Below are 22,725 nucleotides of genomic sequence, written 5' to 3'. Positions count from 1 at the left end.
GTCTGGCGCGGAGCTTCTCGTATCGCGAGGGGCGTTTCAAGCCGTGCCCGGTCAGCGGGGGGCCGGGATGGGAAGCTCGGTCGTGTTCTTGATGGCTTCCATGGCGAAACTGGCGCTGACGTCGGAGAGCGGTGCGATGGCGATCAGCTTTTTGTAGACCTCGTCATAGGCGCGCACATCGGGAAGGCAGAGCTTGATCAGATAGTCGATATCGCCGCTCAGCCGGTAAAATTCCACGACCTCCGGCATGCGTTTGACGCCTTCGGCGAAGCGTTCGAGCCAGGCCGCATCGTGCTGGCTGGTTCGCACGGCGATGAAGAGCGTGGCTTGCAAGCCGAGCGCTTCCGGGTCGAGCAGGGCGACATGCCGGTCGATAATCCCGGCTTCGGCCAGTCGCTTGAGGCGCCGGGCTGTCGGCGTCGGGCTGAGCCCGATCAGGTCGGCGAGTTCCTGCACGGTTCGGTCGGAATTGGACTGGATTGCGCGCAAAAGTCGGGCGTCATAGCTGTCGATATCCATGATTGAGAGTCATAGTAGTGAAAATCACTACCGCATAGTCCAAAGGCGACAAATTTTGGGAAAAATCCCTCCCGAAACGATGCTTTTCTGTGCGCTCAGGGAATCGGAGGCTGGCCAAGGTGGCAAAAGACAGGGTGGAAATGGAGACGGACGAAGTGCGCATTGCCGATCTGCGAAAGGGGTTGTCGGGCAGCGACGCCACGTTGGACACGCCTTTCGGCCGCAAGCCACTGCTCTACGCCGACTACACCGCATCCGGTCGCAGCGTGGAAGCCGTCGAGGCTGTGATGTCCGCCCTCTCGGTCGACTACGCCAACCCGCATACCGAAGACAGCGCCACCGGCCGCGCCAGCAATGCCTGGATGCGCGAGGCGGAGGCGCGGATCAAGTCTGCGGTCAATGCCGGTCCCGAAGACTGTCTTATCCCCTGCGCGTCCGGCGCGACCGGGGCTATTCACAAGCTCCAGGAAATCCTCGGCCTCGCCATTCCGCCGGCGACGCGCGACCGGCTCGGCGGTCTGGCCGAGCGGGAGGCCGACACCGTCGTCTTCATCGGCCCTTATGAACATCATTCCAACGAGCTGAGCTGGCGCGAAAGCCTCGCCGACACCGTAACGATCCCGCTCGACGAGCGCGGCGGTCTGGACATGGCGGCGCTGGAGCAGGCGCTCGCTGATCCGCGCCATGCCGGCAAGCGCAAGATCGGTGCCTTTTCCGCCGCATCCAATGTCACCGGCGTGAAAACAGATGTACGGGCCCTGGCGCGTCTGCTGCATGCCCATGAGGCCGTCTTCTGTCTCGATTGCGCGGCCAGCGCGCCCTATCTGCCGATCGACATGCACCCGGAGGGCGATGAGGGTGCGCGGATCGATGCGGTGTATTTCTCGCCGCACAAATTCGTCGGCGGTCCGGGAAGCTGCGGGCTCCTCCTTTTCGATCGCGCGCTCTACCGCACCGATCTGCCTCCGACCCAGAGCGCCGGCGGCACGGTGCGTTATGTCTGGCCGGGCGGGCACGACTTCATCGAGGATGTCGAGGCGCGCGAGCGGGCCGGCACGCCCGGATTGCCGCAGCTCGTGCGTGCCGCGCTGGCGCTCCAGCTGCAGGACGAGATCGGGCATGGCACGATCGAGGCGCGAGAACACGCGGCCCTGTTGCGGGCTTTCGGGACCTGGCAGGCGCATCCGCGGATCGAAATCCTCGGTCCCGCCGATCCGGACCGCCGGATCGGGATCGTCTCCTTCAATCTGCGCGGCGCCGACGGCGCGCTGGTGCCGCCGCGCCTGGTCACCGTCCTGCTCAACGACTTGTTCGGCATCCAGTCGCGGGCAGGCTGTTCCTGTGCCGGGCCGTACGGGCATGCGCTTCTGGGGCTCGACATGGCGTCCAGCATGGAGATCCGCGAGCGGGTCCTGGCTGGTGAGACCGGCGCGCGACCGGGCTGGTGCCGGGTCAGCCTGCACTGGCTGATGAGCGATGAGGAGATCGACTATCTGATCGAAGCGGTCGCTTTCCTCGCAGAGCATGCGGCCTGTTTCGCCGGACTCTACGATTGCGACCCGCAAACCGGTGCCTGGAGCTGGGGCGGGGAAGAGGGCATCGATGCGCCTGTCTTCCCGGCGCGGCTGTTGTCGGGCGAGGGACGTGTGAAGGCTGTGGATTGCGAGTGCTGCAGTGCGGGGGCTCTCCGCTCGGCCGCTCTGTGCGAGGCGCACGAACTCGCTGCGCGGTTCGGTGCCGGCGCTGAAAATCGGGCCGCCGGCATGGCGGTCTAGCTAGTAACGCCCCGCAGGCTGGCGATAGCGCAGCACGCCGGCCGCCTCCAGCAAGGCGTCGATATGCGCGCGTTCCTGCGCATCGACGGGCGTGAGCCGCGGATAGAGCGGCTGCTCCGCATCCCGGTCGTCCACCCAGTGCGCATCCCATAATTCGGTATGACGGATAAACGCGCTCGCCAGAACATCGCCACCGGTTTCCAGACATCCGGCCAGGCAGGTATCGACATAGCTCTGCGGGATGGGATGCTCCGCATCGGCGCGGACCTGCTCGCGATTGACCACGATCCAGAACCGGCCTTCGGGCAGACGGTCGCCCGGCCGGGCCGGTTCGACCGTCCCGCGCGGGACTTCCGTGAAGACATAGCCGCGTTCGCGGTGCTTCAGCTCCGGCGTGATCAGCGTCGGTACGAGAGCGGCGTCGAGTACATGCCCCGGCGCCGTCCGCACGCCGGCATAGGTGGCGGCCTCGTCGGGATAGCGCACCGTCCAGCCGCGCCGCCAGCCATGCGCCCGAACAGGCAGCACGCCCTCCTGGATGCCGGAATAGGTACGCCGGCTATAACCGCTCAGCAGGCTTCCATAACCAATGACGTAATCCGTCATGCGCCGGCGATCACCCGCAGGATTTCACCCGTCAGCGTTGCGGCGGCGGTGCCGAGGATATAGCCGAGAATGGCGAGCAGCACGCCGACCGGCGCGAGCGAGGGGTGGAAGGCCGAGGCCACGACCGGCGCGGAGGCCGCGCCGCCGATATTGGCCTGGCTGCCCACGGCGAGGAAGAAGGTCGGCGCCTTGATCAGAACCGCCATGATGATCAGCAGGGCGGCGTGGATCGAGACCCAGATCAGGCCGATCAGGAAGAATTCCGGATTCCGCGCGATCGCCGTGATGTCCATATTCATGCCGATCGTGGCGACCAGGATGTAGATGAAGACGGAACCGGTCTTCATCGAGCCGACAGAGGTCAGCTTGCGGGCCTTGGTGAAGGACAGCACGACGCCGATGATCGTCGCCACGAGGACGAGCCAGAAGAAGCCCGAACCCAGAGCCATGTCGGCCAGGGCCGGGGACATCTCGCTGAACCAGGGCGCCAGCTGGTCGGCCATGAAGTGGGCCAGGGCGACGGAGCCGAATCCGATCGCGGCGATAAACATGAGATCGCGAAGCTCGGGAATGCGTGCGTGCTCACTCTCATAGGCCTCCGACTTCACCCGCAAATGGTCCACCGCGCGGGTGTCGGAGCCGATGCGTGCATCGATCGCGCGATTATTGCTGGCGGCGAAGAGCAGGAAGGCCATCCAGACATTGGCCACGATAACGTCGACCGCGACCCAGGCCGAGAAGATCTCGTCGCCGACCTGGAAGACCTCGTACATGGCGGCCTGGTTGGCGCCGCCGCCGATCCAGCTGCCCGCGACCGTGGTCATGCCACGCCAGACCGCATCCGGACCGTCCACGCCGATCACGTCCGGGAAGATGGCGCTGGCGATCAGCAGGGCGACCGGTCCGCCGATGACCACGCCGGCCGTACCGGTCAGGAACATGATCAGCGCCCTTGGCCCCAGCTTGAAGGTGGCGGGCAGGTCGGCCGACATGGTCAGCAGGACGAGGGCTGCCGGCAGGAGATAGCGCGAAGCGACGAAGTAGAGGTTGGATTCTTCCGCATCGACGATGTTGAACGTGTTCAGCAGCGAGGGCAGGAAATAGCAGAGCAGGAGCGGCGGAAAGATCCGGTAGAAGCCCTTGAAGAAGCGCAGGCCGGAGGTCGAGGTCCAGAACACTCCGCCCAGCAGCACGGCCAGCAGGCCGAGCACGATGGCGTCATTGGTCACAAGCGGTGCGGCTTCGGCTTCCATGATGTCTCCCCCGGTGGATTTGCGCCGATAAGACCGGTTCCGCTCGCATTTCGCAAGAGCGCAACGCAAAACGGCCCGGCGCAGGGCCGGGCCGTTTCGTCAGGAAAGCCGGAGACTTACCAGATAGAGACGCGATCCTCTTCCGGCAGGTAGAGGTCGTGGTCCTCGGTCACGCCGAAGGCGTCGTACCAGACGTCCATATTACGGACGACGCCGTTGACCCGGTACTGCGCCGGGCTGTGCGGATCGCCGAGCAGCTGCGAGCGCAGGCTGTCTTCGGTACGCACATTCCGCCAGACCTGGGCCCAGGCCATGAAGAAGCGCTGATCGTCGGTGAAGCCGTCGATGTCCTGCGCCTCGCCATGATCGGCCTGGTACATCTGGTAGGCCCGGTAGGCCATGGAGAGACCGCCGATATCGCCGATATTCTCGCCCAGGGTCAGGCGGCCGTCGACATTCATACCCTCGACCGGCGAGAACGCTTCGTACTGCGCCACGATCTGGTCGGTGCGTGCGTCGAACTGTTCGCGCGAGAAGTCGGTCCACCAGTTGCGCAGAACGCCGTCGCCGTCGGACTGGCTGCCCTGGTCGTCGAAGCCATGGCCCATTTCATGACCGATCACCGCGCCGATACCGCCGAAATTGACGGCCGGGTCGGCGAAGGGATCGAAGAAGGGGCCCTGCAGGATGGCCGCCGGGAAGACGATCTCGTTGGCCGTGGAGCTGTAATAGGCGTTCACCGTCTGCGGCGACATGAACCATTCCCACTCGCGGATCGGACCGCGCAGGCGCTCGCGGCTGTCCGCACGGAACCAGGCATTGATGCGCTCGGCATTGCCCCACAGATCGTCGGCACGGATCTCGATATCGGAATAATCCGGCCAGACGTCGGGATAGCCGATCTTCGGCAGGAATTTCTCGAGCTTGTCGAAGGCTTCGACGCGAGTCTCGTCATCCATCCATTCCAGCGTCTCGATCCGCTCGCGCAGGGCGGCACGGAGATAGCCGACGAGTTCTTCCATCTGGGCCTTGTATTCCGGCGGGAAGTAGCGCTCGACATAGATCTGGCCGATGGCCTGGCCCATGGAGCCATTGACGTACTGGACGGCCCGGTCTTCACGCGGGCGCGGCTCTTCCGTGCCGCTCAGCGTGCGATTGTAGAAATCAAAGGATCGTTCGTAGAAGGCCGGCGTCAGCTGGTTGCGGTGGCTCTCCATCCAGTGGAAGGCGAGGTAGTCCTGCCAGGTCTCGACCGGAATTTCGCTGAAGAGCTGGGCGAGGGACTGGATGGCCGTGTTCTGGCGAACGACGACTTCCGACTGGTCGCCAAAATCCAGGGACGTCATGAACGCGTCCCAGGGGAAGCCGGCGGCATAGCTGTTCAGCTCGTCCGTGGTCATCAGATTGTAGGTCGCAACCCGGTCGCGGCTTTCCGCCCGAGTCCAGTGAATCTCGGCGATGGCGCGCTCGAGTTCCAGGATGGACTGCGCACGCTCGGCGCCATTGTCCATGCCGATCATCTCGAACACGTCGGTCATGTAGGCGATATAGGCATCGCGATATTGCTGGAAACGCTCATCGTCGCGCAGATAGTAGTCGCGGTCGGGAAGGCCGAGGCCCGACTGGCCGACGGAGACGATGTAGCGCTGCGGATTGCCCGGGTCGCGACCGACGCCGGCGCCGAAGATCGAATCCGTGCCCGGTGCGCCCATCAGGTTTGCGATGTCCTGGTGGGTGGACGCTGCAGCGATCCGCTCGAGACCCGGACGGGCGGGGTCGAGGCCGAGCGCTTCGAGGCGTTCGGTATCCATGAAGCTGGCATAGAGGTCGCCGACCTGCTGGGACAGCGTGCCAGCCTCGGCTTCGCTGGCCGAGGCTTCGTGGATGATGCCCTCGATACGTTCTTCCGATTCCAGATAGAGTTCGGTGAAGGCGCCGAAGCTCGAGAAGCCGGCCGGCAGTTCGGTTGTGTCGAGCCAGCCTTCATTCACATAGCGGAAGAAGTCATTGCCCGGATGGACGGTGTCGCTGACATGCTGGGTCTGGATGCCCCAGTCGCCCAGCGCCGGGCTGCCCGACATTTCCGTGGCGGCAGCGGCCTCGGTCGCGGCGGCGTCATTGGCTTCAGGCGTTTCGGCCGCCGGGTTGCAGGCGGCGAGAAGCGCCAGACATGCGCCTCCGAGCAGATACTTCTTCATGGATGAACTCCCCAGGGATTTCCCGATAAACATGGGCGAAGACAGTAGGGGGAGAATTCTGGACTGCAACTGACCGTCTTGTCACATTGCAGCGACCGGACGGGCCAGACCGCCCACACAAAGCAAAACGGCCCGGCGATCTTCGCCGGGCCGTTCTGGTTTCGGAAGCGGTTTGCGCTACCAGATTTTCACGCGCTCTTCCGGCGGCAGGTAGAGGTCGTGTTCTTCGGTCACCCCGAAGGCCTCGTACCAGGCGTCCAGATTGCGGACGACGCCATTGGTCCGGTACTGGGACGGGCTGTGCGGGTCCGTCGTCAGGCGGGCAATGAGATTGTCCTCGCGATAGAGACGGCGCCAGACCTGGGCCCAGGCCAGGAAGAAGCGCTGGTCGCCGGTAAAGCCGTCGATGACCGGCGCCTCGCCGCCGCAGCACTCGTCGAGGTAACGGTGATAGGCGGTGTAGGCCATCTGCAAGCCACCGAGATCGCCGATATTCTCGCCCATCGTGAACTCGCCGTTCACGAAGCGGCCCTCGACCGGCGAGTAGGTATCATACTGGGCACCGAGACGGTCGGCGCGCTCCTCGAAACGCTCATTCGTCTCTTCGGTCCACCAGTCGCGGATCGAGCCGTCATGGTCGAAGCGGCGGCCCTGGTCGTCGAAGCCGTGGCCGATTTCGTGACCGATCACCGCGCCGATGGCGCCGTAATTGATCGCCGCGTCGGCATTCGGATCAAAGAAGGGCGCCTGCAGGATGCCCGCCGGGAAGGTGATCTGGTTCATCAGCGGGTTGTAGGAGGCGTTCACCGTCTGCGGCGGATAGGGCCATTCGCCGCGATCGACCGGTCCGGCAAGGTCTTCGACCTGGTCGTTCCAGTTGAATTCGGCGAGACGCATCATATTCCCGAACAGGTCGTCGGACTGGACCTCGAGCGCGGAATAGTCGCGCCACTCGTCCGGATAGCCGATGCGCGGCTCGAAAGTGGACAGTTTGCGCAGCGCATTGGCCCGCGTTTCCTCATCCATCCAGTCCAGGCTGTTCAGGCGTTCCTCGAAGGCCGCGACCAGATTGGCGACGAGGCCTTCCATGGCTTCCTTTGAGGAGGCCGGGAAGTGACGCTCGACATAGACCTGGCCGACGGCCTCGCCGAGCTGTCCGCCGACGAGATTGACGCCGCGGCGATCACGCGGGCGTTGTTCCTCGGTGCCGTTCAGCGTGCGGCCGTAGAGTTCGAAACTGGCTTCGTCGAAGGCAGCCGGAAGGCGGCTGGCATTCGAACGCAGGAAGTGGAAGGTCATATAATCCTTCCAGGTATCCACCGAAGTATCCTCGAAGATCGTTGCCGCACCCTCGATGGCGCTCGGCTGCGCGACGAGATAGGTGGCGACGCCGTCCAGACCCAGCTGCTCCATGCCCGCCGGGAAGTCGAATTGCGGCGCCAGCGTGTCGAGCTGGTCGATCGGCATCGGATTGTAGATCTTGTTGATGTCGCGGCTGTCGGCCTGGCTCCAGTGAACCTCGGCGAGGCTCGTCTCGAGCGCGATGATGGCGTCCGCCTTCTCGGCGCCGCCCTCGATGCCGGCCAGGTCGAAGATCTGCGTGATGAACGCACGATAGGCCTCGACGTAACGGGCATTGTCTTCTTCGAGATAGTAGTCGCGATCCGGCAGGCCGAGACCGGCCTGCCCCACGAAGACCGTGTAGCGCGTCGTGTCCGCCGGGTCGGGAATAATGCCGACGCCGTAAGGCGACTGGTGATGGATGGTGGCGAAGAGCCCTTCGATGTCGGCGTGCGTCTGAGCGGCCGCGATTTCCTCGAGATAGGGCTGTGCCGGTGCGAGACCACGCTGTTCGACCGTCTCCGTGTCCATCCAGGACCCGTACAGATCGCCGACCTGCTGCTCGACGGAGCCGTCTTCGGCATCCTCGGCGGTGAGCGTCAGGATGATGTCCTGGACGTGCTCTTCGGCCTCGATGGCAAGCTCGGTGAACATGCCGTAGTTCGACCGGTCGGCCGGAATCTCGGTATTGTCCAGCCAGGTGCCGTTGGCATAGCGGTAGAAGTCATTGCCCGGCACGACCGCCTGGTCCATGCCTTCCATGTCGAAACCCCATTCGCCGATATCGGCGCTGGCGGTGGTGACGTGGCTGGTAGTGTCGGCCTCATTGCCGGCAGGAACGGACGCCTGGTCGCAGGCTGCGAGCAAGGCCAGCACGGCCGTGCTCATCAATAGCTTTTTCATGTGATCAACCCCCTGGAGTAGTTCGGAAACGTAAAACGCCCCGCACGGCATAGCGTGCGGGGCGTTGTTTGGCTATTCGGCGGGCGAACCTTTCAGGTGACCCGCATATTCGCCGTGCGCGAAATCGGTGTCCGCGTAGTGGGCGCCGAGCGGCGGCTGCTTCTTGCCCGTCCACAGCATCCGGAAGAAGCGGGCCACGTCGACGCCGATGGCGTACATGGCCGGTACCAGAAGCAGGGTCAGGAAGAGAGCGAAGACGACCGCGAAGCCCAGAGCGACGACCATCGGCTTCAGGAATTCCGCCTGGGTCGAGCGTTCCGCCATCATCGGGAAAATCCCGAGAAAGGTGGTGACCGAGGTCAGCAGGATCGGGCGGAAGCGCTGTACGCCGGCGTCGATCAGGGCCTGGAAGGCACCCACGCCGTTGGCGCGCAGCCGGTTCACGAAGTCGAGCAGGACGAGGTTGTCGTTGATGACGACCCCCGCGGCCGCGCCGACGCCGAAGTAGGAGAACAGCGCGATCGGCATGTCGAACAGCATGTGTCCGAAGATCGCCCCGGTCAGAGAGAACGGGATGGCGATCATGATCGCGATGGGCTGGAAGTAGGATTTGAAGGCCACCGCCAGCAGCAGGTACATCGAGACCAGTGCCAGCAGGAGCAGGCCCATGACTTCCTGCATGAATTCGCGTTCGCCCTCGGCCTGGCCGATTTCGTCACGCGAGGTGTGCGGGAAGCGCTGTTCAAAGGTCGGGAAATAGTCCGCGTTCAGGCTCTCCGTGATTTCGCCGCGGGCCGCCGGGTCCGACAGTTCGGCACTCACCGTGATGGTGCGCATGCCGTTGCGGCGGTTGATCCGGTTCAGGCCCGGTGCGAACTCGGCTTCCGCGACGGTCGACAGCGGGACTTCCCGACCGTCCGAGGTGCGGATGCGGACCTCGCGCAGCGAGTCGAGCGACTGGCGCGATTCCTGGTCCCAGCGAACCATGACGCGCACGTCCTGGCCTTCGCGGGGCAGGCGCTGGACCTCCTCGCCATAGAAGGCCTGGCGGACCTGACGGGTGACGTCCTGCAGGGTCAGACCCAGACCTTGCGCGTTCGGGCGCAAGCTGAACTGGAGCTCCTCGGTCGAGGTCTGCATGGAGTCGACGACGTCGTAGAGCGTGTCATAGCTGCGAAGCTGGGACTTCAGATCGTCGGCCGCCTCCCGCAACTCCGCCAGATTCTGGCCGGAAAGGGCGAAGCGCATCGAATTGCCGCCATCATTGATGGTGGAGTCGAGGCGAACCTCCTCCGCGTCCGGTATCGGACCCAGATACTCCCGGATCGTCTGGGCGACCGTCGAGGTCGGCAGACCGCCCGGACGCACTTCCGGATCGGCCAGGCGGATCCAGGCGCGGATGCGACCGTCCGTGGCCAGGGTCGACCGGTTGTGGAGCATGTCGATCTCGCCCGGGAATTCCTCACGGTAATGCTCCAGGGTCAGGCGCTGCGCCTCGTCGAGCTGCTGGCGGACCTGTTCGGTCCGGTTCCAGGGCGTGCCCTCGGCCAGCTGGATATTGACCTGGATCATGTCGTTCTCGATCTGCGGCATGAAGACCGAGCCGACGCGATTGGTCATCATCAGCGCGATCGAGGCCGCGAAGATGCCGACGAAGACGACCAGCGTGGCATAGCGGTTCAGGATCGCCGCCTTGGCGACCGGCCGGTAAACATTTCGCGCAAACCAGACCAGCGTGCCGGCAATGGCGCGTTGCACCGCGATCAGCGGACCGAACAGGCCTTTGTTGGACTGCGGCTTCATGTGCGAGAGGTGCGCTGGCAGGATGAGCAGGGACTCGATCAGCGAGAAGGCCAGGGCGGCGATCACGACGAGCGAGATCTGTCGGGTGAACTGCACTTCCGGCCCGCTGAGCAGCATCCAGGGCGAGAACATCATGATCGTGGTGATGACCGCGAAGATGACCGGTTTGGCGACCATCTGCGTGCCGACGATCGAAGCCGTCAGGCCCGGTTCGCCCCGTTCAACCCTGTCATAGATGTTTTCGCCCACCACGATGGCATCGTCGACGACGATACCGATCACCAGCAGGAAGGCGAAGAGCGACAGCATGTTCAGCGTGACGCCGAGCGCCGGCAGCAGCAGGAAGGCACCGCCGAAGGCGACGAAAATGCCGACCGTCACCCAGAAGGCCACGATGGGGCGCAGGAAGAGGAAGAGCACGATCAGCACGAGAATGCCGCCGAACAGGGCCGAATTGGAGATGGTCTCCATCCGCGCCGTGTACATTTCCGAACTGTCCCACCAAAGCGAGAGCGTGACGCCTTCGGGCACGTCCGACTGCTTGCGCTCGATATAGTCGCGCACGGCTGCCGAGGTTTCCACCACGTCGATATTGGGGGAGGTCACGACAACCACGAGCACCATCGGCTCGCCGTCATAGGTGGCTTCCAGGTTGAAGTCGACGAAGCCGTCCGTGACCTGTGCGATGTCACGCACCCGCAGTGTGCCGCCGTCGGATGTCTGGCGGATGATGATGTTCTCGAATTCCGGGGCCGTATCCGCGAGCTGGCGCGAGGTGATGTTCACATCGCCCAGATCGGTTCGCACGCTGCCCGCAGAAGCGTTCAGCGAGCTGGCGCGGACGGCGCGCACGATCTCGTCGAAGGTGAGGTCGTAGCGGCGCAGATTGGCTTCGGAAACCTCGATCGAGACCTCTTCGTTACGCGTCGCCCAGACATTGACGATCGAGGCACCGGGAAGCTGTGCCACCTCGTCGCGAATCTCGCGCCCGAACTGCTGCAGTTCGCGGCGGTCGACATTGCCGTGAATGGCGAAGCCGACGACCTGGTCCTGTGAACGCCAGGGCGTAACGACCGGCCGGAAGGCCGATTGCGGGAGGTTGTTGACCGAGTCGACCTCGAGTTTGATGTTGTCGATGAATTCACCGACATCGACGCTCCGCTTGCCTTCGACATTGATCGAGCCGCCGCCTTCGCGCGCCGTCGAGGTGATGGTCTCGATGCCATCCATGTCGGTCAGCGCTTCCTCGATACGGACGATGATCTGCTCCTCGACCTCCTGGGGCGAGGCACCCGGCCAGGCGACCGAGATGTTGGCGCCGTTGATGGCGACACTGGGGAAGACTTCGCGGTTGAGCGATTTGTAACCGAAGAACCCGCCGAATACGGCGATGATCATGATCAGGTTGGCGGCAACGGAGTTGCGGGCCCACCAGCTGATGATGCCGCTGCGCGGCGCTTCGTCGTGTGTCGTGTTCGGGTCGGTCATCGCCGCCTCCTTACTTGCGGTCGATCAGATCAGCCGGCGCTCGTGACAGCTTCGCTGTCGGATTCGCCGGATTCCGTTTCAGTTTCGGCGAGGCCTTCTTCGCCGTCCTCGGCGTCCTCGCCCTCGGGAGACTCGTCATAGGTGGCGGAGTAGGCGGCCATGAGTTCGCCGTCATTGCCGAAGGTCTGGATGCGCATGCCGTCGCTGGCGCCGCGGATCGGCGAGGTCACGACGAGCTCGCCGCCCCGTACGCCGCCGGAGATGACGACGCGGTCCGGCGTGGAGTTGATGACCTCAACCGTGCGCACGGAGAGCGTGCCGCCTTCCTCGGCGACCAGGACGCTGTTCTGGCCGCGCAGCGCGGAGCGCGGAAGGATGAAGGCGCCCTCGACCTCGCGGCCGCGAATTTCGGCATCGACGAACAGGCCGACCGCGAGCGGCGCACCGCCCTCGGCGGCGGCACCGTACGGGTCCTCGACTTCGGCGATGGCATAGAGCACGCGGGTCTGCGGATCGATGGCGCTGTCGGTACGCGTGATGTGTCCTTGCCAGGAGTGCATCTGACCGGCCAGCCTTGCGCTCAGCGTCACCGGGATGGCGTCGGTCACGTCATTGGCCTCGAAGGCGACCGGTATGCCCAGCAGACCGAGTTCGTGGTCGGTCAGCGGCAGGCGCACCAGAACGGTGTCGGTCGAGAAGACCTCGCCGAGATTGGCGCCCGGAGCGACATACTGGCCGAGATCGGCATTCTTGGAGCGGACGCGACCGGTGAAGGGCGCGGAGACGCGGGTGCGCTGGAGGTCCAGGCGGGCCGATTGCAGCGAGGCCTGGGCCGCGGCCAGCTGGGCGCGGGCTTCTGCCAGTTGCGGTTCGCGCAGGGTCAGGGAGGAGGCTTCGCCTTCGCCCAGTTCTTCCCACTCGCGGGCGGCCAGCTCGGATTCCGCCTGTTCGCGCGCCAGGGCCTGTTCGGCCTGGGCAACCTGGGCAGATGCCCGGGTCACGGCGAGGCGGTAGTCGGCATCCTCGATCTGGATCAGGGTTTCGCCGGCCTCGAAGAAGCCGCCTTCGATGAAGTCCGGGTTCACATAGGTGATGCGACCGGCCACCTGCGGCACCAGATTGATCTGCGTGCGCGGCCGGGCCTCGCCTTGCGAGTTCACGGTCAGATGGATCGTGTCGCGCTGCGTTTCGCTGACGAAGACCGCGACGGGCCGCGGCGCGGCATTGGCACGCTGGGGCTCGGGTTTCGATGCGAAGATCGTGAACAGGACGAAGCCGACAAGAAGCACGGCGCCGCCGATGATGATGAAACGTCCCACGAGTTGCATGACTATTCTCCTGTAGGCGCGGCCGGGTCTGCGGACTGGGCCGCGGAGAAATCGCCGGCGATGGCGAGATAAAGGTCGACGCGGTTTGTCGCACGATCGCGACGCGCCGAAATATACTGGCTTTCGGCGCTGATGCGTCGGCTCTGGGCGTTGAGAAGATCGAAGATCGTCGATACGCCGCTGGAATACTGCCGGATCACGAGATCCTCGGCTTCGGCCGCCTCGATATAGGCACGCTCGAGGCTGTCGACACGCTGGCTCAGAAGGGCGTCGGCATGGATGGCGTTCTCTGCCTCCTGCCAGGCGCCCAGAACCGTGGACACGTAGGACGCGACCTGAAGTTCGGCATTGGCCTGGGCCTGGTCGCGTTGGGCGCGCAAGCTGCCGCCATTGAAGATCGGGCCGAACAGTGAAGCCGTAACGCTCGATACCAGACTATCGGTATCGAGGACATCTTCGAAGTCCGGGCCGCCCGTTCCGCTTCCGCCGCTCAGGGAGAGGCTCGGGAAGAGGGCCTTGCGGGCTGCATCGGCGCGCAGGCCGGCGGCGATCAGACGGCGCTCGGCGGCGCGGACGTCGGGACGTCGGACCAGCAGGTCTTCCGGGCTTCCGATGCCGGCCAGCACGTCGATCTCCGGGAAGTCGGCGACCGGTTCCATGGCACCGCCGGGATAGCGGCCGAGCAGGGTTTCAAGGCTGCGGGCTGCGGCGGCTTCGGCGCGTTCGCGGGAGGCCAGCGCTGCCTCGGAGGAGGCCAGGGCGCTACGGGCTGTACGCACGTCCGAGCTGCGGACCAGGCCGCGCGCAAAACGGCGCTCGGTGAGGTTCAGCGCATCCTGGCGCGTTTCCACGTCGCGAATCGCAAGATCCGTCTGCAGGTGAGCTTCGATGAGGGCGAACCAGCCTTTCGCGACCAGACCGGCGATGGAGAGCCGCGAGGCATCCAGATCCCCCGCTGCGGCTTCCGCATCGAGGCTGGCGGCATTGGCGCCGTCGGCGACGCGGCCCCACAGATCCACTTCCCAGGAAGAAGACAGGCCGAGACCGAAGCTGTTGCTGCCCGATCCGCCGTTCGGCTCGGTCCGGGTATAGTCCAGACCCGCGTTCAGCGAGGGCAGACGATCGGCGCCGGCAATCCGCGCGCCGGCCCGTGCCGCCCGGTAGCGGGCGAGCGACTGGGCCAGGCTGGGATTGGCGCGGAACGCCTCGTCCACCAAGGCCGTGAGATGACCGTCCTCCAGTGCGGCGACCCAGTCCGGTTCGGCCTGGCTGCCGACCATGTCCGGAGCGGACGTCCAGCCGGCCGGCGTGTCGGGGAGGACCTCGCCGGGCTGGAACGCCGGGACGCCGGCGCATGAGGCTGTCGCGAGCGCTGTCGCAACGACTAACAAAGATTTTCGCATGCGTTGTCCCCGCACGTCCTGCTTTCCAATGTCCGGGCATCCTAGACGCGGCATAGCGAGAGTCAACATAAATTTATCGAAAAACACTAAATCATTAGCGAATGGCATGAAAACTCTCTCGATTTTCGAGATGCACGTCCCGAATTCCCCACAGATAACTGGCCCGGTGGCGTCGCGCGACCGGCAAACATGCGATAGAACACCGCGGAGCCTTGTGGCACTTACCGATTGGTTAGGTGGGCTGTTTCTCCCCATCGCGGATAGTACGAGCACGCAGTGAAAACGGACCGGTCCGACGTTCAGACTTCCATTCGCATCCGGCGCCGCGATACGGCCGCCGTGGCCGCACTTGGCAGTATGGTGCTGCTCTTGTTCTGGCTGTTCGGAGAGCTCGGCTTCCTGGAAACGGTCGTCGCGATCGCGACGGTGGCGGCGCTGTCCACCTTCTATTATCTCACCGTGAGCACGACACTGAACCCGCCGGCGCTTCCCGAGGGAGAGGCCGAGGCGCCCGTTACCGCGGAAGATGGCGCGGTCACGGCCAAGCAGATGCTGGACGGTCTGCCGATCGCCATTCTCCTGATCGGGCCGGGCGGGCGGATCGAGCGAGCCAATCCGGCGGCCATGGAATTCCTCGGCCTCGACGACGCCACCGGCTATCTCTCCGCCGTCATGCGTCAGCCCAGCGTGCTCGAGGCCGTGGGCAACGCACTTCGCGGACGGTCGGTCGAGCCCGTGGAGTATTCGCTCATGGCTCCGGTCGAGAGCCATGTGCGCGCGCATGTGACGCCGATCGCCGCCGCTGCCGGTCCGGGAGAACCGGCGCGCGCCATGCTGGTGCTCACCGACGAGACCTCGATCAAGCGTGCTGACCGGATGCGGGCGGACTTCCTCGCCAATGCCAGCCACGAACTGCGCACGCCCCTGGCTTCGCTGGCGGGCTTCATCGAGACGCTTCGCGGACACGCCAAGGACGATCCTGAAGCACGCGACCGATTCCTCGGCATCATGGTCGACCAGACAGAGCGCATGCAGCGTCTGATCAACGACCTCCTGTCCCTGTCTCGGGTCGAAATGGACGAACACGTACCGCCGGGCGGTCGGGCAGACCTGGTTGCGATCGTGGAGGATGTGGCGGCATTTCTGCGCCCGCAGCTCGAGGAGCGGACCATCACGCTCGACCTGGATATGCCGGAAGCCGCTGAGGCGACCGGCGACCGGGATCAGCTGACCGAAGTGGTGATGAATCTCGTCGAGAACGCCATCAAGTATTCGCCCGAGGGCGCAGACGTCGCCATCAGCCTGCAGACCGGCCTGACGCGCGATGCGGCCGAACGCCCGGGGCCGGTTTTCTGCGAGGGTGCGAACCGGTTGACGCTGGCGGCCCCGACGACAGAACCGGGCGAACGCTATGCGCTCCTGCGGGTCCGGGACACAGGCCAGGGTATCGAGCGCGGAAACCTGTCGCGCCTGTCCGAGCGTTTCTACCGGGTCGATGGCCAGAAAAGCGGGCCCAAAGAAGGCACAGGCCTGGGCCTCGCCATCGTCAAACATATCGTGAATCGCCATCGGGGCGGTTTCGCCGTCGAGAGCGCTCCGGGCGCCGGGTCGATCTTTTCCGTGTTTTTGCCGCTCGCAGCAGCTGACTCAAAAAGCGACGAAGAAACAATCGCTTGATAAAGTATTTCGGGCGCACCTGCAGACTTCGCGCCCGCTGTCACAAAAGTGTAGCCGAGTTGTCATAAACGGGAGCCGCCGAGCGGTCCCGCCGATCGCGCAACCGAAGTCGCAAGGCGCCCGCCGGATCGGGCCGAAAGGCTGAGCTGAATGTCTGTCATCGCTATCGTGGCACTCATCATTCTCGTCATGCTCGCGGGCGGATTCTATGTCGGCCGGTCGCGGGCGATCGCGGCGGTGACCGGCGATACGGCGGACCTTCACTCCCTGCCCAATTATCACGGCTATTTCATTGCCATCTGGACGGGTCTTCCGGCCTTTCTCCTGCTCGCCGCCTACGGCGTTTTCGGCGGACAGATCGTCGAGCGGCTGACCTATTCGGAACTGACCGGCGAGGCGTCTGCCCTGATCGAGCAGGCCGAGGAGCGGCTGGCGACGGATACCGATTACCTCACTCTGCAGAGCGATGCCGAACGGCTCGTCGAGGCCGTCGACGCGATCGACGAGGAGCGGGCGCGCCTCCAGAATGCGCGCGGCGAGGGACGTGACCCTGAGCGGCTGGAAGCGCTGAACGAGGCGCGAAGTGAGCGTCTCGATCAGCGTACGGCAGCCGAACAGGCCGTCATCGACCGCCATGACGCCATCGTGTTGGAAACGCGTACGGACGCTGTCGAGGCCGGTGTGTCGCGCCGCGAGCTGGTCGGGTTCGACCTCGCCTTCGCGCCGCGCGAACGGCGCCAGCTCCTGCTGGCCGATGCCCGAAGCCTGGCGGCGGGCGAGCTGCCGAGCGAGGACACCGCCGAGCGCCGGGCCGCGGCGGCGACGGTCCTTACGCACGAGAACCGGCTGCGCTTCATCACGGCGGGCCTTGCCCTGACGCTCGCGGTTCTGGGCCTGTTGCGGACCCGCAGCTTCGTCAAACCGCAATTCCGGGCCCGCGACCAGGTCGAGCGCCTGGTGACGGCCATGCTGCTCCTGTCGTCGGTGATAGCGATCCTGACGACGGTCGGCATCGTCTTCTCGCTCCTGTTCGAAAGCCTGCGTTTCTTCTCGAGCGTGCCGATCACGGAATTCCTGTTCGGCCTGCAGTGGAGCCCGCAGATCGCGATCCGCGAAGACCAGGTCGGCCAGTCCGGCGCCTTCGGCGCTGTACCGCTTTTCGCGGGCACTGCGATGATCACCGCCATTGCCATGCTGGTCGCCGTGCCGATCGGGCTCTTCTCGGCGATCTACCTGTCCGAATATGCCGGACCGCGTTTCCGGGCGACGGCCAAGCCCCTGATGGAAATCCTCGCGGGCATTCCGACCGTCGTCTACGGCTTCTTCGCGCTGCTGGTCGTCGGGCCGGCCATCCGCGCGCTCTTCGGCGCGCTCGGCGTGGAAGACGTCGTGACCCAGAGCGCCCTGTCGGCAGGTCTGGTCATGGGCGTCATGATCATTCCCTTCATTTCCTCGCTCAGCGACGACGTCATCAATGCGGTGCCGCAATCCCTGCGTGACGGGGCCTATGCGATGGGGGCCACCAAGTCCGAGACGATTACGGGCGTTGTCCTGCCGGCCGCCCTGCCGGGCATCGTCGGGGCTGTCCTGCTGGCGGTCAGCCGGGCCGTCGGCGAGACCATGATCGTCGTCATGGCGGCGGGGCAGGGGGCCAATCTCACGGCCAACCCGCTTGAATCCGTGACGACGGTGACCGTCCAGATCGTCGCCCTTCTGACCGGGGATACCGAGTTCGACAGCGTCAAGACGCTGTCCGCCTTTGCACTGGGCCTCGTGCTCTTCGTCGTGACCCTGATCATGAATGTGATCGCCCTGCGCGTGGTCCAGAGATACCGGGAAAAGTATGACTGATCGCTCTGACACCTCGACGATCCGCGCCGCGGTCGAGCGCCGCCTCGCCAAGCGCTATCGCGCGGAACGGCGCTTCCGTATCGCCGGTGTGACGGCCGTTGCGACGGCAGTCGGGATTCTGGCCATTCTGCTGACCTCCATCTTCTCTCAGGGCATTTCCGCCTTCGCGGTCAACCAGATCACGCTGCCGGTCGAGCTCGAGGAAGACCTCGTCGATCCGCAAGGAGACGGCAGCGAGGCGTCGCTGCGCCGCGGTTCCTATAGCCGGGTGCTGCAGAACGCCATGCGCGAGCAGTTTCCGGACGTCACCGCCCGCCGCGATCTGCGCAATCTTTTCAGCCTCTATACCTCTCTCAATTCGACGCGCCTGATGGACAAGGTCCTCGGGGATCCGGGACTTGTCGGGACGCGCTATGACTTCGTGATGCCGCTGGCGGACGATCTCGATCTCTACCTGACCGGCGATCTCGTCGAGGATCGCGAACTCGAGACCACGGGCACGCTGCAGATCGCGGAGGGCGAGACGGGATGGCAGCTGCAATCCGCGGGGCGGGGCTTCGCCAGTGTCGCCGAGGATGCGCGCGAGGTTCTGCGAGCCGAGGCACGCATGCGCCTCCGTCAGGCCGAGGATCAGCGCAGCCGGGCCGACGGCCTTTCGCCGGAGGACGCCGAGCGTGCGCTCGAACTTGCAGCCCGCGCCGAAGCCCAGGCGGAAACGCTGGAAGCGGCTGCCGCGCAGGACATGATCGAGCTGACCGACGCGCTCCCGAGCGTTTTCGTGGACTTCGACGGCGTCACCATCAAACTGTCCGGGATCGCTGCCGATGGTGGCCTGGCGACGGGCGAGGCGATGTACGGCGATACGGCGTCGACGTCGATCAGTGCCGGCGACTGGTCGATCTATGTGATCGACACGCCGGAAAGCCGCCGCCGTGTGAGCGACCAGGTCATCGTCTGGACGCGTGTTCTGGTCGATCGCGGTGTGATCAGCAGAGGCTTCAACACCTATCTCTTCGCCAATGCCGACAGCCGGGAGCCGGAGCTGGCCGGTGTCAAGGGCGCGCTGTTCGGCTCGATCCTGACCATGATCGTGACGATCCTGCTTTCGGTGCCGATCGGGGTTTTCACTGCGCTCTATCTTGAGGAATACGCGCCGAAGAACCGCTTCACGGACCTGATCGAGGTGAATATCAACAATCTTGCCGCCGTGCCGTCCATCGTCTTCGGTCTGCTGGGCCTGGCCGTCTTCCTCAACGCCTTCGGTCTGCCGCGATCGGCGCCCTTGGTCGGCGGTCTGGTGCTTTCGCTGATGACGCTGCCGACGGTGATCATCGCCACGCGCGCCGCACTCAAGGCGGTGCCGCAGTCGATCCGCCAGGCGGCACTCGCGATCGGCGCATCGAAGACGCAGACCGTCTTCCACCATGTCCTGCCGCTGGCCGCGCCGGGCATCCTGACCGGTTCGATCATCGGTCTGGCCCAGGCACTGGGCGAGACGGCGCCGCTGCTTCTGATCGGCATGGTCGCCTTCATCGCTGACGCCCCGACTCTGGGGCTGGAAGGCTTTACCGAACCGGCAACCGTGATGCCGGTGCAGATTTTCCTGTGGTCGGATGCGGCCGAGCGCGCCTTCGAGGCCCGCACCGCAGCCGCCATTCTCATTCTTCTGGCGCTGATGATCGGGTTCAATGCCCTGGCCATCTATCTGCGCCGCCGTTTCGAACGGAGATGGTAGTTTCATGATGGATACCGAAGACCAGATCGCCGGCTTCGAGGCCGGAAGCGAGCCGGAAGCGGATCCGAAAGTCGTCGCGAGCGATGTGAACGTCTCCTATGACGGCAAGCTGGCGCTCGGCCATGTCTCGATCGACATTCCCGACCGGAGCGTGACCGCCTTCATCGGTCCGTCCGGTTGCGGCAAGTCGACCTTCCTGCGTTGCGTCAATCGCATGAACGACACGATCGAGGGCGCACGCGTCGAGGGTTCGATCAAGATCGACGGCCGCGAGATCAACGACAAGTCGGTCGATCCGGTCGTGCTGCGCGCCAGCGTGGGCATGGTGTTCCAGAAGCCGAACCCGTTCCCGAAATCGATCTATGACAATATCGCCTACGGTCCGCGCATCCACGGCCTGGCGCCGACGCGCGAGGACCTGGACGGCATCGTCGAGCGCTCGCTGAAGAAGGCGGGTCTGTGGGAAGAGGTTTCGGACCGCCTGACCCATCCGGGCACGTCCCTGTCCGGCGGCCAGCAGCAGCGTCTCGTCATCGCCCGCGCCATAGCGGTCAATCCGGAAGTCATCCTCATGGACGAACCGTGCTCGGCGCTCGATCCGATCGCCACGGCGAAGATCGAGGAGCTGATCGACGAGCTCCGCGAGAATTACTGCATCATCATCGTCACCCACTCCATGCAGCAGGCCGCGCGCGTGTCGCAGAAGACCGCCTTCTTCCACATGGGTTCGCTCGTCGAGTCGGGGCCGACCGAAGAGATTTTCACCAATCCGCGTGACAAGCGCACGCAGGATTACATCACGGGACGGTTCGGCTAGCGGCCGCGATCGTCTGAAGAGGAGGGCCAGAAATGGCGCTTTCCAAGACCGAACATATCGTCACCGCCTATGGCGAGGAGCTCGACGAGCTGGCCAATGAGCTCGCCCGCATGGGCGGTCTCGTGGAGACCCAGCTGGAGCAGGCCATCGCCGCCGTGGTCCGTCGCGACGCCTCGATCGCGGCCGATGTCCGCCAGCGCGAGAAGCTGGTCAATGCGCTCGAGGTCGATGTCGAGAAGCGCGTGATCCGCCTGTTCGCCCTGCGGCAGCCTCTGGCCACCGATCTGCGTCTCACCGTCGGCGCACTGAAGATCGCAAACGACCTCGAACGGGTCGGCGATCTGGCCAAGAATATCGCCTATCGCGCCAAGGACCTGACCGAATATGCGCCGCTCGCGCTGACGCAGCAGGTGGAGCGCCTCGGCCAGCTGGTATTCAAGCAATTGCACGAAGTGCTCGATGCGCTTTCCCGTGCCGATGTGGAGCCGGCGATCCGTGTCTGGCGGTCCGACGACGAGGTCGACGAACGCTATAACGCGCTGGTTCGCGACATGCTGCTGGCGATGACGGAAGACTCCGACCTCGTGGGGCCGGGCGTGCACATCCTGTTCGTTGCCAAAAATCTCGAGCGTATCGGCGACCACGCCACCAATATTGCCGAAGCCGTCCACTACATGGTCACCGCCTCGCATCTTGAAGCGACGGTGGAAGCTTCGTCCTCGAACTGAGATTTCGACAGGGAGCCGCACAGATGAAACCGCATGTACTGGTTGTCGAAGATGAGGACGCGCTGGCCACGCTGCTCCAGTACAATCTGGAGAAGGAAGGCTATCAGGTCGCTGTGGCCGGGGATGGCGAGGACGCACTGATGCAGGCCGAGGAGGCGACGCCGGATCTCGTGCTCGTCGACTGGATGCTGCCGAGAGTTTCCGGCATCGAGGTGTGCCGCCGTCTCCGCGGCCGCCAGGAAACGGCGAATGTGCCGATCATCATGCTGACGGCACGTGGCGAGGAAACTGATCGCGTGCGCGGTCTCGACACGGGCGCCGACGACTATGTCGTCAAACCCTTCTCCATGACCGAGCTTTTCGCGCGCATTCGCGCCGTGCTCCGCCGTATCCGCCCGGGCCTTACCGACGATGTGATGGAAGCCGGCGATATCACCATGGACCGGGTGGCGCACCGCGTGAAACGCGGCGATCGCGACATCCATCTCGGTCCGACGGAATTCCGGCTCCTGGACTATCTGATGCAGCATCCCGGCCGCGTCTTCTCGCGCGAGCAGCTGCTCGACGCCGTCTGGGGATCGGACGTCTATGTCGAAGCGCGCACGGTGGACGTCCATGTCGGCCGTCTGCGCAAGGCGCTGAACGACAAACAGGACCGCGATCCGATCCGTACCGTCCGCTCGGCGGGTTATGCCTTCGATGTCAGCGCCGGTTAGCGGCAGCCTCATACACGTTTGAACGAAAGACGCGGCGCTCCGGACAGGGGCGCCGCGCTTTGCTGTGCCCGCGTGAGGCCCGGGATCAGTCCTCGGACGGGGCGGCCGGCACCGCCGGCGCGGCGGCAGGCGCTGCGTCGATGGACGGGCGCTTGAAGCTTTCGGCCATCTGGCGGGCGAGGCGGATGTTCTTCTCTCTCGCACGTCCGCCGATGAGGAAATAGTCGATCAAAACCCAGATCCCGAAACCGCCCACGGTGAGGAGTTTGAGAATGCCTGCGACCACATCCCCGACGAGGAAGCGGTCGATCCCGAGCCAGCCCAGCCAGATGTTGAAGCCGTAAAGCACGACCGGGTTTTTCTCGGAAGCCTGGAAGGCGGTGATGAAACTGTTGCGGCTTTCCGCCGGCACATTGCCCACGATCTGCATGAGCTCGAGTGTGTAGGATTGCTGGTTCATGTCGGGTCCCCCGGAAACGATGGCTGGCTGCAATGTCCGGTGGAGCGGCCGGAGCGTCAATCGGGAATGAGGCGACCGGAATACCGCCGGAACGAAAACGACCGCCTCCGGAGAGGCGGTCGTC

At 64.7% G+C, this 22,725-nt stretch carries 16 protein-coding genes; 7 read left to right on the top strand and 9 right to left on the bottom strand.

Annotated features, from left to right (window positions below):
• Positions 1 to 51: 51 nt before the first annotated feature.
• Positions 52 to 513 (bottom strand): Lrp/AsnC family transcriptional regulator, encoded by a 462-nt coding sequence (locus tag AC13HB_RS09935; protein ID WP_482949719.1) that lies wholly within the window; start codon positions 511 to 513, stop codon positions 52 to 54.
• A 125-nt stretch (positions 514 to 638) separates the two neighbouring features.
• Between AC13HB_RS09935 and AC13HB_RS09930 the strand changes: the two genes are divergently transcribed.
• On the top strand, positions 639 to 2,294 hold the full coding sequence (locus tag AC13HB_RS09930; protein ID WP_482949590.1) for an aminotransferase class V-fold PLP-dependent enzyme: 1,656 nt from the start codon (positions 639 to 641) through the stop codon (positions 2,292 to 2,294).
• Here AC13HB_RS09930 and AC13HB_RS09925 read toward each other — a convergent pair whose 3' ends face one another.
• The 7 genes from AC13HB_RS09925 to AC13HB_RS09895 form a co-directional block, all read right to left on the bottom strand.
• A complete protein-coding gene (locus AC13HB_RS09925; RefSeq protein WP_482949589.1) occupies positions 2,295 to 2,900 on the bottom strand; it encodes a gamma-glutamylcyclotransferase in 606 nt (201 codons plus the stop codon).
• On the bottom strand, positions 2,897 to 4,153 hold the full coding sequence (locus AC13HB_RS09920) for a DUF819 family protein (RefSeq protein WP_482949588.1): 1,257 nt from the start codon (positions 4,151 to 4,153) through the stop codon (positions 2,897 to 2,899). Before AC13HB_RS09920 ends, AC13HB_RS09925 begins: the two co-directional genes overlap by 4 nt.
• A gap of 116 nt (positions 4,154 to 4,269) precedes the next feature.
• On the bottom strand, positions 4,270 to 6,351 hold the full coding sequence (locus AC13HB_RS09915; protein WP_482949587.1) for a M13 family metallopeptidase: 2,082 nt from the start codon (positions 6,349 to 6,351) through the stop codon (positions 4,270 to 4,272).
• Between the two features lie 177 nt (positions 6,352 to 6,528).
• Positions 6,529 to 8,595, bottom strand: coding sequence for a M13 family metallopeptidase (locus AC13HB_RS09910; protein ID WP_482949586.1), 2,067 nt, complete (start codon positions 8,593 to 8,595; stop codon positions 6,529 to 6,531).
• Between the two features lie 72 nt (positions 8,596 to 8,667).
• The gene (locus AC13HB_RS09905; protein WP_482949585.1) at positions 8,668 to 11,886 is read right to left on the bottom strand and encodes an efflux RND transporter permease subunit; all 3,219 of its coding nucleotides are present in this window, start codon (positions 11,884 to 11,886) and stop codon (positions 8,668 to 8,670) included.
• A gap of 29 nt (positions 11,887 to 11,915) precedes the next feature.
• Positions 11,916 to 13,214, bottom strand: a complete 1,299-nt coding sequence (locus AC13HB_RS09900) for an efflux RND transporter periplasmic adaptor subunit (RefSeq protein WP_482949584.1) — start codon at positions 13,212 to 13,214, stop codon at positions 11,916 to 11,918.
• Positions 13,215 to 13,216: 2 nt separating this feature from the next.
• Entirely contained in the window at positions 13,217 to 14,617 is a 1,401-nt protein-coding gene (locus tag AC13HB_RS09895) for an efflux transporter outer membrane subunit (RefSeq protein ID WP_482949583.1), read from the bottom strand.
• Between the two features lie 276 nt (positions 14,618 to 14,893).
• Between AC13HB_RS09895 and AC13HB_RS09890 the strand changes: the two genes are divergently transcribed.
• The 6 genes from AC13HB_RS09890 (at position 14,894) to phoB (ending at position 22,141) form a co-directional block, all read left to right on the top strand.
• A complete protein-coding gene (locus AC13HB_RS09890; protein ID WP_482949582.1) occupies positions 14,894 to 16,294 on the top strand; it encodes a sensor histidine kinase in 1,401 nt (466 codons plus the stop codon).
• Between the two features lie 150 nt (positions 16,295 to 16,444).
• Positions 16,445 to 18,145, top strand: coding sequence for a phosphate ABC transporter permease subunit PstC (pstC, locus tag AC13HB_RS09885; RefSeq protein WP_482949581.1), 1,701 nt, complete (start codon positions 16,445 to 16,447; stop codon positions 18,143 to 18,145).
• Positions 18,138 to 19,880 carry a phosphate ABC transporter permease PstA gene (pstA, locus tag AC13HB_RS09880; RefSeq protein ID WP_482949580.1) on the top strand — a complete coding sequence of 581 codons (1,743 nt, stop codon included), beginning with the start codon at positions 18,138 to 18,140 and terminating at the stop codon, positions 19,878 to 19,880. Before pstC ends, pstA begins: the two co-directional genes overlap by 8 nt.
• Before the next feature lie 7 nt (positions 19,881 to 19,887).
• On the top strand, positions 19,888 to 20,697 hold the full coding sequence (pstB, locus tag AC13HB_RS09875) for a phosphate ABC transporter ATP-binding protein PstB (RefSeq protein ID WP_482949718.1): 810 nt from the start codon (positions 19,888 to 19,890) through the stop codon (positions 20,695 to 20,697).
• A 32-nt stretch (positions 20,698 to 20,729) separates the two neighbouring features.
• The gene (gene phoU / locus AC13HB_RS09870) at positions 20,730 to 21,425 is read left to right on the top strand and encodes a phosphate signaling complex protein PhoU (RefSeq protein ID WP_482949579.1); all 696 of its coding nucleotides are present in this window, start codon (positions 20,730 to 20,732) and stop codon (positions 21,423 to 21,425) included.
• A gap of 23 nt (positions 21,426 to 21,448) precedes the next feature.
• Positions 21,449 to 22,141, top strand: a complete 693-nt coding sequence (gene phoB / locus AC13HB_RS09865) for a phosphate regulon transcriptional regulator PhoB (RefSeq protein ID WP_482949578.1) — start codon at positions 21,449 to 21,451, stop codon at positions 22,139 to 22,141.
• Positions 22,142 to 22,226: 85 nt separating this feature from the next.
• Here phoB and AC13HB_RS09860 read toward each other — a convergent pair whose 3' ends face one another.
• On the bottom strand, positions 22,227 to 22,601 hold the full coding sequence (locus AC13HB_RS09860; RefSeq protein WP_482949577.1) for a TM2 domain-containing protein: 375 nt from the start codon (positions 22,599 to 22,601) through the stop codon (positions 22,227 to 22,229).
• Between the last annotated feature and the right edge of the window lie 124 nt (positions 22,602 to 22,725).

The sequence above is a fragment of the Maricaulis sp. B-26 genome (assembly GCF_056857855.1).
This window is presented reverse-complemented; position numbering and strand designations above follow the sequence as displayed.

Bases quoted from the DNA above. Each gene is read 5' to 3' on its own strand.
- phoB (WP_482949578.1), top strand. From the start codon at position 21,449: ATGAAACCGCATGTACTGGTTGTCGAAGATGAGGACGCGCTGGCCACG.
- AC13HB_RS09920 (WP_482949588.1), bottom strand. From the start codon at position 4,153: ATGGAAGCCGAAGCCGCACCGCTTGTGACCAATGACGCCATCGTGCTC.
- phoU (WP_482949579.1), top strand. From the start codon at position 20,730: ATGGCGCTTTCCAAGACCGAACATATCGTCACCGCCTATGGCGAGGAG.
- AC13HB_RS09910 (WP_482949586.1), bottom strand. From the start codon at position 8,595: ATGAAAAAGCTATTGATGAGCACGGCCGTGCTGGCCTTGCTCGCAGCC.
- pstA (WP_482949580.1), top strand. From the start codon at position 18,138: ATGACTGATCGCTCTGACACCTCGACGATCCGCGCCGCGGTCGAGCGC.
- AC13HB_RS09860 (WP_482949577.1), bottom strand. From the start codon at position 22,601: ATGAACCAGCAATCCTACACACTCGAGCTCATGCAGATCGTGGGCAAT.
- pstB (WP_482949718.1), top strand. From the start codon at position 19,888: ATGGATACCGAAGACCAGATCGCCGGCTTCGAGGCCGGAAGCGAGCCG.
- AC13HB_RS09925 (WP_482949589.1), bottom strand. From the start codon at position 2,900: ATGACGGATTACGTCATTGGTTATGGAAGCCTGCTGAGCGGTTATAGC.
- AC13HB_RS09900 (WP_482949584.1), bottom strand. From the start codon at position 13,214: ATGCAACTCGTGGGACGTTTCATCATCATCGGCGGCGCCGTGCTTCTT.
- AC13HB_RS09915 (WP_482949587.1), bottom strand. From the start codon at position 6,351: ATGAAGAAGTATCTGCTCGGAGGCGCATGTCTGGCGCTTCTCGCCGCC.
- AC13HB_RS09905 (WP_482949585.1), bottom strand. From the start codon at position 11,886: ATGACCGACCCGAACACGACACACGACGAAGCGCCGCGCAGCGGCATC.
- AC13HB_RS09895 (WP_482949583.1), bottom strand. From the start codon at position 14,617: ATGCGAAAATCTTTGTTAGTCGTTGCGACAGCGCTCGCGACAGCCTCA.
- pstC (WP_482949581.1), top strand. From the start codon at position 16,445: ATGTCTGTCATCGCTATCGTGGCACTCATCATTCTCGTCATGCTCGCG.